Origin of the sequence: Pseudoalteromonas sp. MMG010, assembly GCF_018100905.1 — a bacterium.
Taxonomy (GTDB): domain Bacteria; phylum Pseudomonadota; class Gammaproteobacteria; order Enterobacterales; family Alteromonadaceae; genus Pseudoalteromonas.
Map to the genome: position 1 here is coordinate 15,822 of NZ_JAGJEG010000004.1, position 14,678 is coordinate 30,499.

Below are 14,678 nucleotides of genomic sequence, written 5' to 3' on the forward strand. Positions count from 1 at the left end.
ACGCTTTTAATGACTATATTTGCCAATTAATGGGCTGTTTTCCTTGGGCTATTAATAAATCATTTGTGGCTGAAAAATGCTTACATCCAAAAAAGCCTCTGTGAGCTGATAATGGTGAAGGATGTGGCCCGACTAAAACATGATGCTTTGTATTATCTATCTTTTTGCCTTTTTTTTGTGCATGCGCTCCCCATAAAATAAACACCACTGCATCGCATTGAGCATTAATATGAGCAATAACATTATCGGTAAATTGCTCCCACCCCAAATGTTTATGCGAATGGGCTTGGCCTTGCTCTACGGTTAATACCGTATTTAACAAAAACACACCTTGGCGTGCCCATTGCTGTAAATAGCCATGGCTTGGCACAGTAAATCCTGGAATATCTGTGGTGAGCTCTTTGTAAATATTTTTTAATGAGGGCGGCAGCTTAGTCACCTCCTCAAGTACTGAAAAACATAGCCCATGTGCCTGCCCTTCTCCGTGATAAGGGTCTTGTCCTAAAATAACTACTTTTATATCGGCTAAATCAGTGGTGTCAAAAGCATTAAAAACGTGCTCATCAGCGGGATAAACAATAACACCTTCGCTACGTCGTTGGGCAATATAGCTTAATGTTTGCTGCATATAAGGTTGTTGTAACTGCTGAGTTAAAAAGTCTTGCCATTGATTCATTACACATCCTTAATTGCGTTGTTTTTTTGCATTTTATAATACTCTCGGGAGTTGTTTATTTTATCACACAGTTGCTGCACACCGGTTAATACTCGCGGGGTTAAACGATGTAATAAATCGGCATTGATACTAATAAACTGCTGATTTTTTACTGCAGGGATCTCCGGCCATTCATTCCATAACACCTCAGGCTGTGGTTTATTCGCATGCTGCTGAGGGGTAATAATAATTTGCGGCTTGGTAATAACGACATTCTCAATGCTAATTTGTGGGTACTGTGTGCTTGCTTCACTAAATACATTATCCCCTTTACATAATGAGATAATTTGATCTATTGCGGTGCCTTTTGCCGCTGTCATCATAGGCTCTGACCATAATTGGTAAAATACGCTAACAGATTGATGAGTACTTTGCTCTAAGGTTATATTAGCTAAACGTCGAGAAAATTCGCTCGCTACTTTATTCGCTTGTATCTGCTTTTCAGTAACCTCTCCGAGATGACGAATATCATCGGCAATATCATTTAATGACGTTGGGTTACTAAAATGTACCTTAATGCCTAAGCGCTCTAATTGTGCTAAATCAAGGGCTTTATTCCCCCCCTTCCATGCCAATACGATATCAGGCTTTAACGCTAATACTTTTTCTAATGATATCCCATAATAGCCACCAATGCGGGGGATCAATTTCGCCTCGCTTGGATAATCGGCATAATCAACAGTACCAACAATTAAGTCGCCTGCCCCTATCGCATACAGGTTTTCAACGATATGTGGTGCAAGGGCGATAATTCTAATGCTTTGACTTTGAGCATATGTGGCTGTGCTAAAAAATATCACTAACAGCAATATAAAAGAGCGCATTAGTAATCGAATCCTTCAAGCGCTTTAACTCCTGAGTCAAACGCATGCTTTACATTGCGCACTTCACTCACTGTATCAGCAAGTTCAATCAGTGTACGATGAGCTGCTCGTCCGGTAATAATGACTGATTGCATAGCGGGACGAGCGTTAAGTGCCATAACGACTTCGTTTAAATCTATATAGCCGTAAGTAACCATGTATGTCAGCTCATCAAGTAATACCAAGTCAATAGACTCATCATTTAGCATGCGTTTAGATTCTTGCCATGTCGCTTGCGCAGCCTCAGTATCAGCGTCTTTATTTTGCGTATCCCAAGTAAAACCGGTGTTCATTACAGCAAATTCAACTCCGGCATTTTGTAATAAGTTGCGTTCGCCACAGGCCCATGTCCCTTTTATAAACTGACACACGGCCGCTTTTTTACCGTGGCCAACACAACGTGCAACCACACCAAAGCCCGAGGTAGACTTGCCTTTTCCGTTACCTGTAATAACCTGAAAAATACCTTTTACTTGCTGCGCTTGAGCAACACGTGCATCGACTTTTTCTTTTACTTTTTGTTGTCGTTGTTGATGGTTATTATTTTTTTCATTCGTCATTTTTGCCCCCTTGGTAAATCGAAATAATCTGTTCAATATCTAAATGTTGCTCACACATTTGCGCTAATTGCTCTAGCTGATGTTCGCGTTGTGCATTAATATCTAACGGCTTGATAGCCAAATTTGGTTTTACCCAATGCAAAATTTGCATCATTGCTTGTGCTTCATCAAAAAGGCCATGCAAATAAGTTCCAGCAATGGCGTTATCATCACTAATAAAACCATCGTTTTTAAAGTTTTGAGGGTGCTGTAAAAAAGTAATAAACGGGTTGTTTAATGCTTTACCACAACTTATTCCTGCGTGTATTTCATAACCACTACAGGGAGTTTGTTTATTATTTAATGTTAAAGCTGCGCTTACTTTAGTGAGTATTTTTTTATCTGTTAAAGTTGTTTCAAAATCAATTAACCCGAGGCCTTCAATACGCTTTATTGATGACTCTATCGCTAAAGGGTCATAAAGGGTATTTCCTAACATTTGCATGCCCCCGCAAATACCTAAAACTTTAGCGCCATAACGTAAATGGCGTTTAATTTGCTCATCCCATTGCTCGTTTTTCAAAAAGGCTAAATCGGCGAGTACATTTTTACTGCCCGGTAAAATAATTAAATCGACCGCAGGGATCGCTTGCGTATGGCGTACATATATTAAGTTAATATTTTCATGTAAACGCAGTGCATCAAAATCGGTATGATTACTAATATGTGGCAACAATAAAACAGCGATATTAATAGCCACATTGCTAACATTGTTTTTTATGGCTACCGCATCTTCGGCATCAAGGGCTAAATTATGTAAATAAGGCAATACCCCAAGCACGGGTTTGTTGGTGTATTCTTCAAGCCAATCTAAACCACTTTGTAGCAAAGCAATATCACCTCGAAAACGATTAATGACAAACCCTTTTACTCTATTTTGTTCAGACTCACTTAATAACGCTAAAGTACCAACAAGGTGTGCAAATACACCGCCTTTGTCAATATCAGCAATAATTATTACAGGGCAATCAACGGCCTCAGCATACCCCATATTTGCTATATCGTTATGGCGTAAGTTTATTTCGGCGGGGCTACCAGCACCTTCAACTAATAATAACTCAAACCGTTTAGCTAAACGCTTATGAGAAGTTAAAACCGCATCCATCGCCACTTTTTTATAGTCATGATATGCCTGTGCTTGCATATTACTAATGGCTTTTCCATGAACAATTACCTGCGCGCCAGTATCGCTGTTGGGTTTTAATAAAATAGGATTAAAATCAATTTCAGGCTCTATTTTTGCTGCAATTGCCTGTAAGGCTTGTGCGCGACCAATTTCGCCGCCCTCTTTTGTTACTGCGCTATTAAGTGCCATATTTTGTGGTTTAAAAGGGGCTACTTGTACCCCTCTATTGGCAAATACACGGCACAGTGCAGCGACTAAGGTGCTTTTCCCTGCATCTGATGTTGTCCCTTGTACCATTAATGTTTTCATGATGTTATCGCTTTTTAAAATACAGCAAGGCTAAAAAGAAGACGCTACCTATTGCGGCTGTTATTACCCCAACGGGTAATTCTTGGTTGGTTATTAAAGTACGCGCGAGCACATCAACCCATACCATAAAAATGCCGCCACTTAAGGCGCTAACAACTAAACTTTGGCTACTACCTTGGGAAATAAAAAAGCGAATAATGTGGGGGATCATTAACCCAACAAACCCAATTCCACCACACATTGAAACCAATATTGCAGTAATTAAAGAACTTAAAACCAGCATTAATAATCGAAAGCGATTCACTTTAACCCCTAATGTAGTCGCGCTTTCATCACCTAGCGTTAACGCATTAAGCTGTCGTTTAAAACCAATCATCAGTACCATGCATACTATAATAATTAAGCTTGGGAGCCATAAACCATGCCAATGAGCTCGGGCAAAACTACCTAAAGTCCAAAACAAAATAGCCGCAACCGCTTGTGGGTCGCTGTAATATAAAAGTAAGCTAGTTAATGCACTAAATAAAAACGATAAAGCCACACCCGCTAACAACATAGATTCCACTTGTGCTGTTTGTTGCTTTGCAGCAATGGCAATCAGTAAACTCATTGCTAATCCACTACCTAGTAATGCTGCTATTGATAAACTAAAACCCGAACTAATCCCGGTTAATGTAATCAGCAACACAACCCCAAACGACGCACCCGATGAAATACCAAATAAATAGGGATCGGCAAGCGGGTTACGAGTCACTGTTTGAAGAATTAACCCCGAAATAGCTAAACCGCTGCCCGCTAAAAAAGCTAACAAGGTTCTAGGCATTCTTAATTCAAAAATAATTCGGCTACTTAATGACGTGTTTTCATCGGCGAACAACGTCATAAACACCTCACTTAGTGAAACATCAGCCGCTCCAAAACTCAGTGCCAAAAACACACTCACAATGCTACACACTATGGTGAATATTAACGCCCAGCTAGGTTTACTCATGAGCATTATTACCATAAAAATAAGTAATATGAGGAAAGGTGTGTGACTTACTCGAATGAGGGTGCGTACTGACCTTTGTACGCACTCCAAATACGTTACTTAGCATTGACTCGTTAAGCACATCATTTGGAGTACCTGTGCACTGAATTTCGCCATTATTAAGAACGATTAAATCATCACACATTGCTGACGCCAAATTTAAATCGTGAAACGAAGCAAGTACCGTGACCCCTAAAGATTTAGCCAACGCCATTATTTGAATTTGGTATTTAACATCTAGATGACTGGTGGGTTCGTCCATAATTAATAGCTGTGGTTGTTGCACTATGGCACGCGCAATGAGCGCTCGTTGCTTTTCGCCACCAGATAAAGAATCAAAACGTTGCGTTGCTTGATTCGTCAAATCTACTTTTTTTAATGCCAATGCAATACGCGATCTATCATTTTGATTACTGATACTAAACAATGCTTTATGTGGTGTTAAACCTAAAGCTACCACATCGAAAACCGTTAAATTAAACTGTGCAGGGGTTTCTTGCAGTACCACAGCAACCCGTTTGGCATACTCTTTTGCGCTTAGCTGCCAAATATTTTGGTTTTGGTACTTAATGGCACCTTGGGTAGGTTGATTAAAGCGGTATAAACAACGCAGTAAACTTGACTTCCCTGCCCCATTTGGGCCAATTAATCCAACACTTCGTTTACTAAAAATCGTCAAATTAATGTTATTTAAAATACGATGACCATTAATATCCCAGCTTAATTTATCAACCGTTAGTAAAGGAGTCGCAGAGTCACGTGAGCGCAATATAAAACCCTAGGCAGGATCAGAACTAAACAGCGCACAAGTTTAAACAATGGCTATTAAGAGACTGAGTAAACCCGCTCATTAAATTAAATTAAACATACCAAGGTGTATGAAGTCACAGCTCAATGTATCTGACTTACAGCAAAGCTGCTTACAGTTGCGGGTACAGTTGAGGATTTTCACCTCATTCCAACGGGCTGAATAAAGCTCAATATAACGTCGCTGTTATCATTAACAACTTAATGTATATTGAGCTTTAAATATATTATGAGGGGTTAGCAGTGTAATTTAAAGAAAATATCTTTAAAATTTATATAGCAATCCAACACCTAAAGCACTTTCATCTTCATTAGTGTCCATATCTAAACCAGTGTAGTACGCAAAAACACTGCCATTTTTATTAAATTTATGATCTACACCAAGTGAAATACCCGATGGTTTGTCTGCGTTTTCAAAATCTATAGTTTGATATTGAACTTTAAAGGTATTTTTACCTTGTAAATAAGCCACATTAACTAAAAATCCATCGGCCTTTTGTTCACCCAAAATAGTTTCTTGAGTTTGGTACATTGCACCAAATTTAAAAGCATTATATTTAGTTTGAGCACTGACTCTTAGCGTGTCGAAATTATTTATCGCGTTATCATGCGCAATAGCAAAATAACTTCCACTGTCTTTTAATAACGCATCGCCATAAGTTAGTGCTAATGAGTAACCGCTTTTAGCTTCACTGCTCCCTTTAGCTTTATAAGTACTCAATAGTTTAAAACCATTATAACTATGAGTTGAATAACTTATTGTATCTGTTAAACGGTTCTCGCCAACTTTATCAAATACTGTTTTGATATCACCCGTTAAATTATTAAATAAGTCGAGCTTACCCTGAGATTGCTTTAATGCAGTATCGTTTCTACCAATAACAACCTGACCAAATGCACCTTTAACACCGATATATTGATTTCGAGCAGTTACATTATCTTTTGAATCATCGGTTGGGTTTAACTGCATTTCAAATTTGTACACAGCCGTAAAGCTTGAACTGAGTTTTTCAGAGCCTTTAAATCCGATACTTGTTAGATTACTTTTAATTTGTGTAAATGAACCTTCACCTTCATCGGTAGATTCAACGCTAATATTAGCTGATCCATACCAATTAATATCGGCCAAAGCACTAAACGGCAAGACCGAAAATAACACACACACGCTTGATTTTTTTATGTTCATAACTTTTCCAGGTAACGTCAGTTTATTAAATAAAACTGTACAATAAACATTTGAGTGACAATTATATTACAATAGAAACATAAATGTCATGCAAATGACTAAGTTAAAGCGATAAAAAAGCCGTTTAAATAAAACACTAAATATTCGGTGATAATAAGTTAACTAAAGTTTCAATCAGTTCTTGTTGTTCATTATCTCGATGATAAGCAATAAAAATATCCCTTGATGTATTTTGTACATCTTTTACATGAAACAACTCACCTTGTTGTAACTGAGAGTCAACAAGCACCTCAGGAATAAATGCGCTACCACCACATTGCAGTATTAAATCTAGCGCAATTCGCCCCGTACTGGTTCTAAAATAAGGCGACGTTTTTCCCGTAAACTGACGAGCATGCCACAACGAAAAAGTGGTTCCCCAATCAACATACACATATTGGTTATCAAAAAAATTATCATAAGTTGCCGTATCAAAACGGCTAACAGGAATAATAGGCAGTTCACAAATTTTTTGTACTACCAACTCATCAACTTTAGGGGGGTCAAATAAAATAGCTAAATCCAACGTACGCTCAAGTAATAACCGCGTACTTTCTTGTTGTGCTTTTACCTCTGCAATTAAAGAAACCCCTGGCATCGCAGAAACAATATTAGTAATGCCGAATTGTAAAAACGCGTCCCAAATATTAGGGGTGCCTGCTAAGCTAATTTGTTTGTGCATATTATCAGCTAAAGCAACGTCAACTTTAGCACGCTGCATCCCCGTTAAAATCATTTGCGCATGCGGTAACAAACGCTCACCTGGCGCCGTCAGTTGAATATTATTTCGTTGGCGAATAAATAAATTAACACCTAAACCTTGCTCTAGTTGCCTAATTCGAAAACTCACAGCAGACTGTGTTATATATAAGTTTTCTGCGGCTTTACCAAAATGACGCGTGCGTACCACTTCAACAAATGTTTTTAATAAATCTATATCCATTATTTACCTTTACCATTAAGTAATACATTGCTACTTTTAATTAGCTAACAAATTAAGCTCTTATACATTGTTAGAGTGTTATTGTGTTTAATTATCTTTATCTTGATAACGTGTAAATTATATAAATCAACTTAATCCTGTGATGTAAGTTACTTTTATTACTTTAATGCTTGCACCTTACATACAGCCATTTTTCACTAATTAAAACAAGGCAGTTTAGTGACTAGAAGAATTTTAATAGTAGAAGATACACCGACTATTGCGATGGTGCAAAAACACATTGCGTTAAAATCGGGCTACCAAGTAGATATCGCTCAATCCCTAGCCGAAACAAAAAAATTGGTCAGTTCGCAAAACTACTTTTGTGCTGTTGTTGATTATATTTTACCCGATGCACCTAAAGGTGAGGCAATCCCCTATACAGTCGATGCTGATATTCCAACAATTGTTATGACGGGAAATATTGATAAACAAACTCGTGAAACGGTTGAGCGCTTCCCTATTATTGATTACATCACCAAAGAGAATAAACAAGCCTACCAATATTTAGAAAAACAACTTTATCGCCTCCCTCGTAATGAGAGCGTTAAAGTATTAGTGGTTGATGATTCAGCGCCTGCTAGGCGATATATAACCAGCTTATTAGCGCGTCATAAATACCAAGTTTATCAAGCCAAAGATGGTATTGAGGCACTAACAATATTAGAGCAAAACCCAGCGATATCGGTCATCATTACTGATAATGAAATGCCTAATATGAGAGGCGAAGAACTGTGTAGTGAAATCCGCCGCTTATACAGTAATGACGAAAAAGCAATTATTGGTATTTCAGGATCTGATGCCCCTTATATTTCGACTGTTTTTTTGAAAAATGGAGCTAACGATTACCTTCATAAACCATTTAATAGTGACGAATTTTATTGTCGATTAAGCCAAAATGTCGATATGTTAGAACAAATTGCCACGATAAAACGCCAAGCAAATACCGATTATTTAACTAACTTACCAAATCGTAGGTATTTTTTTGAAGAATCGGTTAAATCTTTAAAGTGTATTGAAAAAGCACAACAAAGTGCTGCGATGGCCATGTTAGATATCGATCACTTCAAATCAATAAACGACACCTACGGCCATGATGCCGGAGATGAAGTATTAAAAGGTTTATCAATCTGCTTTAGTAAGTATTTTGAAAAACACTTAGTGGCACGTTTAGGCGGTGAAGAATTTGCCGTTTACTTTAACAGTGTGCACAAACAAGATGCACTTGATCGCTTAGAAGGGTTTAGGAAATTTATTGAACTAAACAGTCCAGAATTTAGTAAAGACAAGATTAAATTTACATTATCAATTGGATTTGCTTTCGCCCCAATTTATCAAATTGACGAACTTTTAAAGCAAGCAGACCTATTCCTTTATGAAGCAAAAGAAACAGGCCGTAATAAAATAGTCAGTTAATACCCATCAACCGACTATTTACGCTAATTGGCTAGCTGTATTTTTTTACGCTTGCGAGATTGATAGTACGAATCCCAACTAAAAATAGCCAAGGCTGTCCAAATACAGGCAAAGGTTACTACTCGCTCTGCATCAAAAATCTCATCGTAAAATAGCACTGCCAAAATAAACATTAAACTTGGACCAATATATTGAAAAAAGCCCAATGTTGTATAACGCAAACGTTTTGCAGCCCCAGTAAAACAAAGCAGTGGTAAGGTAGTAATAATACCAGCACTCATTAATAATGCGTTTATTGTCCAGCTATTAGCTAATAAATCAGAACTTCCCGAAGGAGCCATAAACCACCAATAACATAATGCCACGGGTAATAAAATAAGTGCTTCGAGCAAAATTCCAGGTAACGCTTCTACGGGCATTTTTTTACGCAACAAACCATAAACAGCAAATGTACTCGCTAAAGAAAATGCCACAACAGGAAACGAACCAAAGCTAATTAATTGCAATAAAACCCCAACTAATGCCAGCCCTACTGCAACACCTTGTAATTTTCGTAATCGCTCAGATAAAAACAACATGCCAAGTAGCACATTCAGTAAAGGATTGATGTAATACCCTAAACTTGCATCAAGCATATGGTTGTTATTTACAGCCCAAATAAACAACCCCCAATTAAAACCTAATAACCCCGAGGTAATTATTAACATTAAAATTAATTTAGGCTGGACAATAATTGTTTTAATTTTTTGCCAATGCTTTAACACGCTAACAACAACCACTAAAAACAATACTGACCAAACAACGCGATGCATTAATATTTCAAAAGCCGAAATAGTACTTAGTTGTTTAAAGTAAATAGGGGCTAATCCCCACATTAAAAAAGCAAGACAAGCTAAAATAGCCCCCTTACGTTGTTCATTCTGTGCTGGCATAATAATCGCTTAGCTATTTTAAAGGCGCTAGTTTACTCCTACAAAGATATTTAGCCAACCATATATGTGCCTGTCGCAAATGCAATGTGCACCCCCTCTTCGTTATGTAAATGCATAGTACATACACACACTTTATTGCCTGAACGCAGTAAATTTGCTGTGGCTGTAAATCGCTCACCTTTACCGGGTCGTAAATAATCGGTTCGCAAATCAATCGTACCTAGGGTTGCGAGCTTTTTTTCAACGCTTGCTAAATCAAGGTCTGTTAATTTGTCAATCACACTTGCAGCAGCCAACATGCCACCGACATTATCAAGCACAGCACTAATAACACCACCATGTAAAATTTTTTGCGCCGGGTTACCAATAAACACATCTTGCCAAGGAAGTGAAATACTTGCTTGATTTGCATTGATAAAATCAACCGAAATAGCTAAAAACTGATTAAAAGGCATGCCTTTTACAAAAAGATCCGCCACCTGTTGCGTTAATATGTCTTTACTCATTTTGTATCCCTCAATATTGCTTATTTTTAATCATTATGTCGCCTTAGCGGTTTTATATTTATCAAAGCAACGGCTAGTTTATAACCAATTAAAAGAGTAAAACATATCGACGGGTTGAGTTCGAGCTTAAAGCTAAAGACATCTTTGCAAAAAAACACTAAAATAGGCCGCGATGACAACTTTAACTTCACCGGCAAGCACCTTAGTGCGCAAACCAGAAACTGTACTCAAGCAAGTATTTGGCTATAGCGAATTTCGTGATGGGCAAAAAACAGTAATTGAGGCAGCAATCAATGGTCAAGATTCGTTAGTTTTACTACCTACCGGTGGCGGTAAGTCGGTGTGTTATCAAATACCTGCCTTAGTACTTGAAGGGGTCTGCGTTGTTATTTCGCCTTTAATTTCTTTAATGCAAGACCAAGTCGCACAACTGCAAGCCCTAGGGGTTAAAGCCGCTTACATTAATAACAGCTTATCGCGTGAAGAACAGCAGTTAGTGTATCAACAACTGCATCAAGGCCTGATAAAGCTACTTTATGTGGCCCCCGAAAAAGTACTGCAACATGAGTTTATTGAGCGATTAGGTTATTTAAAGGTAAGTTTATTTGCCATCGACGAAGCTCATTGCGTATCACATTGGGGACATGACTTTAGGCCGCACTATTTTAGATTACAAGAACTAAAACACCGCTTTGCTCATGTGCCTATGATGGCACTCACCGCCACTGCCGATAAAGCGACACGTAACGATATCATTCAACAATTAAAGCTTCAGCAACCATGGGTGCATACAGGTAGTTTTGACCGCCCTAATATTCGTTACACATTAGAAGAAAAATTTAAACCTATGGCGCAGCTAATGCGCTACTTAAAAGTACAAAAAAATCAAAGCGGTATAATTTACTGTACGAGCCGAAAACGCGTTGACGATATAGCCGAAAAACTGGCCGATGCCGGCCATAATGCGGCAGCTTATCATGCTGGAATGAGTAACGAGCAACGTCAATTTGTGCAAACCGGTTTTGCGCGTGACGATATTCAAATTGTGGTGGCAACTGTCGCCTTTGGTATGGGTATAAATAAACCCAACGTACGATTTGTTGTGCATTACGATATTCCAAAAAGCATCGAAGCATATTATCAAGAAACAGGCCGCGCAGGACGTGATGGCCTTGCCGCCGAAGCAGTCATGTACTTTGATCCTGCAGATATTGGCCGCGTAAGGCGCTTTTTTGAAGATATTGAGGACGAGCAACGCCGTCGTGTTGAAGAACAACGCTTTAATGCTATGGCCAATTTTGCCGAAGCACAAACCTGTCGTCGGCAAATATTACTTAATTACTTTAGCGAATATAAAAGAGAGCAATGCGGTAATTGTGATATTTGCATAAACCCACCAAAAAGTTTTGATGGCACTTTAGTCGCTCAACAAGCTCTATCTTGTGTGTATAGAGCGCAGCAACGCTTTGGTATAGGTTATATTGTTGATGTATTACGTGGTGCAAATACCAGCCGTATTCGCGATAACAACCATCATACGTTATCTACTTATGGTATTGGCAAAGAAAAAAGCAATGAGTTTTGGCTTAGTATCCTACGTCAATTAATCCACCAAGGCTTATTAAGTCAAGATATAACACAAGGCGCATCGCTGCGTTTAACCGAAGCTGCTCGTGCCGTTTTAAAAGGCGAGTATGTATTAAAACTTGCAGAACCTCGCTTACAGGCAAAACATGTAGGGCAAGATCGATTGGCACAGTTTAATTACGACAAAAAGCTGTTTGCTCGTTTGCGAGCACTGCGAAAAGAGCTTGCCGATGCTGACGATGTTCCACCGTATGTGGTATTTAACGACAAAACATTAGCCGAAATGGCTCAACTTACACCAACTAACGACAGTGAATTTTTAAAAGTTTCGGGCGTTGGTTTTACTAAGTTAGCAAAATATGGCGGTCCTTTTTTAAAAGCAATACGCAACTATTTAGCTAACAGTTAAGAGCATTATGACCGAACTAAATTACGACCATACCCACCTTTGTATTACCATTAACACGGAGCAACCTCCTCATGATGAAGACTTTGAGCTGTGGGCTAATTTATTTTTGCATAATGACGAAATCACCATTAATGATTTTTCTAAAGGGGCTGATCGCCACCAGCTTAACTTTAGCTACCAACAAAATAACTTCACCCTAAATTTTGAACATTACAGTGAAAGTATTTGGATCGATGCACAAGGCATTGAAGCAGAACATTTATTAGCCGCCTTAACGTTTTATTTAAGCTAAATTAAATTACTTTAACTTCCCCCTTTAAACGTATTTTACCGCTTTCAATTACAAAGTATTCCTGTAAGCTAAGTGAAGGTAAATGGTAAAAATACGGTTCTAAGGATGTGAATTTTTGACTAAGTGGCTATTAAACAGTGCTATATTCATTTCAGGGCTCGGACTTGCCTCGCCCCTATGCGCTGCGCAAATATTACCGAGTATTAAACAGTGCTCTGTAACCACTTTAAACGAAAACAAACCCGAAAAACTCAATCGCCAACTCAACGATAATACAAAAATTACCACACATAAAATGGCTCCCCAAATAGCCTCTATTAACATAAAGCAACTTAATGTATTTAATACAGAGCTAGAGGCTGAGGATAACTTTTTATTTCGTTTTGCTAATTATGCTCATATTCAGACTGAACCTGATGTAATCCATAATATTTTATTATTTACTGAAAAAGACACATATGATGCAAAAAAGCTAGCCGAATCAGAGCGTTTACTGCGAAAACAACGCTATCTGTACGATGCCCAAATATCTGCTACCGAAAACTGTGATGGCGATGTGGATGTGGATGTGGTTACTCGTGATTTATGGACCTTACTACCAGAAATTAATTTTAGCCGCAGTGGCGGCGAAAATAAATCGAGCTTTGGTTTTCGTGAATCCAACTTATTTGGTTGGGGTAAACGTTTATCGCTCTCGCGCACCAGCGACAGCGATAGAACCGGTTACTTATTTGTTTACGATGACCCCAATGTACTATCATCTCGTTACAAAGCCCGTATTGAATATGCCGATAACAACGATGGTAAGCGCCATCGCTTAGAATTAACTTACCCATTTTATGCCATAAATACGCCTTTTAGTTATGGTGCTTTAAGTTATAAAGAAGAACGCAAAGAGTCGATATACAGTAAAGGCGATATCGTTAGTGAATATAAACAAGATACTCAATTGCAGCGCTTTTTTTTAGGCCACTCTAAAAAGCTTAGCCATAGCTGGACCCAGCGCATTAGCGGCGGCTATATCAACGAAGATAATACATTTAATGCAATAGAAAGTACCTTATTGCCATTAGCCTTAGACCGCTCTTTAAGCTACCCCTTTATTAGCGGCCACTGGTTTGAAGATCATTATATAAAAGTGCGAAATTTTGACACAATTCATCGCACCGAAGATTTAAATTTAGGCTGGAATATTAAAACGCTGTTTGGTTATTCTTCACAATCACTGAGCAACGATGAATCAAGGGTTGTTTATTCTTTAGATATTAACAAAGCCCTGTTTAGTAATGAGCAAACACTTTGGCGATTTGATGCCAACATAGATGGGTATTGGAACAGAGAATTAAAGCAACTCGAAAATTTTATAGCCACCAGCAAAATACAGTATTATTTAAATACACAAGTAGATGAGTCTTGGTATATTAAAGCCCAAGTACAGTTAGCTGAGCATTTAACCTATGATAAGCAACTCACTTTAGGTGGCGAAACAGGGTTACGTGGATACCCTATCGATTACCAACACGGTGATCGTAGTTGGTTAATTAGTCTAGAAAAACGCTATTACTGGGACTACAACTTTTTGCAATTATTTAAAGTCGGTGGGGCTGCATTTGTTGATGTTGGTAAAGCCTGGTTTAGCAACGCCGAAAACACCTTAGTCGAAAATAATGATGATAACATTTTAAAAAATGTGGGGATTGGTCTGCGATTGGCCCCTAGCAGAGCAAATGCGGGCACTGTTATTCACCTTGATATTGCAGCGCCATTACAAAAAACCGACGATGTCGATTCATTGCAATGGCTTGTTAGCGTAAAAAACAGTTTTTAATTCACCTCTACACTGCTGCGTTATTATGCCATATTGGCACTTTACATTTTCA

The 14,678-nt window shown here is 38.3% G+C and carries 14 protein-coding genes and 1 riboswitch; of the genes, 4 read left to right on the forward strand and 10 right to left on the reverse strand.

Translation table 11 applies throughout. The features are described from left to right. Positions 1-13: 13 nt before the first annotated feature. The 8 genes from ung to J8L70_RS06160 form a co-directional block, all read right to left on the reverse strand. Entirely contained in the window at positions 14-676 is a 663-nt protein-coding gene (gene ung, locus J8L70_RS06125; protein ID WP_211054657.1) for a uracil-DNA glycosylase, read from the reverse strand. Then, positions 676-1,539, reverse strand: a complete 864-nt coding sequence (locus J8L70_RS06130) for a cobalamin-binding protein (RefSeq protein WP_211054658.1) — start codon at positions 1,537-1,539, stop codon at positions 676-678. Before J8L70_RS06130 ends, ung begins: the two co-directional genes overlap by 1 nt. Then, positions 1,539-2,138, reverse strand: coding sequence for a cob(I)yrinic acid a,c-diamide adenosyltransferase (cobO, locus tag J8L70_RS06135; RefSeq protein ID WP_211054659.1), 600 nt, complete (start codon positions 2,136-2,138; stop codon positions 1,539-1,541). Before cobO ends, J8L70_RS06130 begins: the two co-directional genes overlap by 1 nt. Next, positions 2,128-3,612, reverse strand: a complete 1,485-nt coding sequence (locus J8L70_RS06140) for a cobyric acid synthase (protein ID WP_211054660.1) — start codon at positions 3,610-3,612, stop codon at positions 2,128-2,130. Before J8L70_RS06140 ends, cobO begins: the two co-directional genes overlap by 11 nt. Positions 3,613-3,616: 4 nt before the next feature. Continuing rightward, positions 3,617-4,603: an iron ABC transporter permease gene (locus J8L70_RS06145; protein ID WP_211054661.1), complete on the reverse strand. Its 987-nt coding sequence runs from the start codon at positions 4,601-4,603 to the stop codon at positions 3,617-3,619. After that, entirely contained in the window at positions 4,596-5,414 is an 819-nt protein-coding gene (locus tag J8L70_RS06150; protein WP_348772134.1) for an ABC transporter ATP-binding protein, read from the reverse strand. Before J8L70_RS06150 ends, J8L70_RS06145 begins: the two co-directional genes overlap by 8 nt. Before the next feature lie 98 nt (positions 5,415-5,512). Further along, positions 5,513-5,653, reverse strand: a riboswitch (cobalamin riboswitch). A 61-nt stretch (positions 5,654-5,714) separates the two neighbouring features. Next, positions 5,715-6,635, reverse strand: coding sequence for a porin (locus J8L70_RS06155; protein WP_211054663.1), 921 nt, complete (start codon positions 6,633-6,635; stop codon positions 5,715-5,717). A gap of 136 nt (positions 6,636-6,771) precedes the next feature. Continuing rightward, on the reverse strand, positions 6,772-7,617 hold the full coding sequence (locus J8L70_RS06160; RefSeq protein WP_211054664.1) for a LysR family transcriptional regulator: 846 nt from the start codon (positions 7,615-7,617) through the stop codon (positions 6,772-6,774). Positions 7,618-7,836: 219 nt separating this feature from the next. Between J8L70_RS06160 and J8L70_RS06165 the strand changes: the two genes are divergently transcribed. Next, positions 7,837-9,072 (forward strand): response regulator, encoded by a 1,236-nt coding sequence (locus J8L70_RS06165; RefSeq protein WP_211054665.1) that lies wholly within the window; start codon positions 7,837-7,839, stop codon positions 9,070-9,072. A gap of 23 nt (positions 9,073-9,095) precedes the next feature. On the opposite strand, the gene rarD is transcribed toward J8L70_RS06165, so the two are convergent. Both rarD and J8L70_RS06175 read right to left on the reverse strand, forming a co-directional pair. Further along, on the reverse strand, positions 9,096-10,004 hold the full coding sequence (gene rarD / locus J8L70_RS06170) for an EamA family transporter RarD (RefSeq protein ID WP_211054666.1): 909 nt from the start codon (positions 10,002-10,004) through the stop codon (positions 9,096-9,098). A gap of 50 nt (positions 10,005-10,054) precedes the next feature. Further along, on the reverse strand, positions 10,055-10,510 hold the full coding sequence (locus J8L70_RS06175; RefSeq protein ID WP_211054667.1) for a thioesterase family protein: 456 nt from the start codon (positions 10,508-10,510) through the stop codon (positions 10,055-10,057). 172 nt (positions 10,511-10,682) lie between these two features. Between J8L70_RS06175 and recQ the strand changes: the two genes are divergently transcribed. The 3 genes from recQ (at position 10,683) to J8L70_RS06190 (ending at position 14,626) form a co-directional block, all read left to right on the forward strand. Then, the gene (gene recQ, locus J8L70_RS06180; RefSeq protein WP_211054668.1) at positions 10,683-12,506 is read left to right on the forward strand and encodes a DNA helicase RecQ; all 1,824 of its coding nucleotides are present in this window, start codon (positions 10,683-10,685) and stop codon (positions 12,504-12,506) included. 7 nt (positions 12,507-12,513) lie between these two features. Continuing rightward, positions 12,514-12,798 carry a DUF3630 family protein gene (locus J8L70_RS06185; protein WP_211054669.1) on the forward strand — a complete coding sequence of 95 codons (285 nt, stop codon included), beginning with the start codon at positions 12,514-12,516 and terminating at the stop codon, positions 12,796-12,798. A 190-nt stretch (positions 12,799-12,988) separates the two neighbouring features. Continuing rightward, positions 12,989-14,626 (forward strand): BamA/TamA family outer membrane protein, encoded by a 1,638-nt coding sequence (locus J8L70_RS06190; protein ID WP_348772135.1) that lies wholly within the window; start codon positions 12,989-12,991, stop codon positions 14,624-14,626. The last annotated feature ends 52 nt before the right edge of the window (positions 14,627-14,678 follow it).

Excerpts from the sequence above, each read along its gene's own strand:
- J8L70_RS06175 (WP_211054667.1), bottom strand. The coding sequence starts at position 10,510 with ATGAGTAAAGACATATTAACGCAACAGGTGGCGGATCTTTTTGTAAAA.
- ung (WP_211054657.1), bottom strand. The coding sequence starts at position 676 with ATGAATCAATGGCAAGACTTTTTAACTCAGCAGTTACAACAACCTTAT.
- J8L70_RS06140 (WP_211054660.1), bottom strand. The coding sequence starts at position 3,612 with ATGAAAACATTAATGGTACAAGGGACAACATCAGATGCAGGGAAAAGC.
- cobO (WP_211054659.1), bottom strand. The coding sequence starts at position 2,138 with ATGACGAATGAAAAAAATAATAACCATCAACAACGACAACAAAAAGTA.
- rarD (WP_211054666.1), bottom strand. The coding sequence starts at position 10,004 with ATGCCAGCACAGAATGAACAACGTAAGGGGGCTATTTTAGCTTGTCTT.
- J8L70_RS06185 (WP_211054669.1), top strand. The coding sequence starts at position 12,514 with ATGACCGAACTAAATTACGACCATACCCACCTTTGTATTACCATTAAC.
- J8L70_RS06155 (WP_211054663.1), bottom strand. The coding sequence starts at position 6,635 with ATGAACATAAAAAAATCAAGCGTGTGTGTGTTATTTTCGGTCTTGCCG.
- recQ (WP_211054668.1), top strand. The coding sequence starts at position 10,683 with ATGACAACTTTAACTTCACCGGCAAGCACCTTAGTGCGCAAACCAGAA.
- J8L70_RS06145 (WP_211054661.1), bottom strand. The coding sequence starts at position 4,603 with ATGAGTAAACCTAGCTGGGCGTTAATATTCACCATAGTGTGTAGCATT.
- J8L70_RS06160 (WP_211054664.1), bottom strand. The coding sequence starts at position 7,617 with ATGGATATAGATTTATTAAAAACATTTGTTGAAGTGGTACGCACGCGT.
- J8L70_RS06130 (WP_211054658.1), bottom strand. The coding sequence starts at position 1,539 with ATGCGCTCTTTTATATTGCTGTTAGTGATATTTTTTAGCACAGCCACA.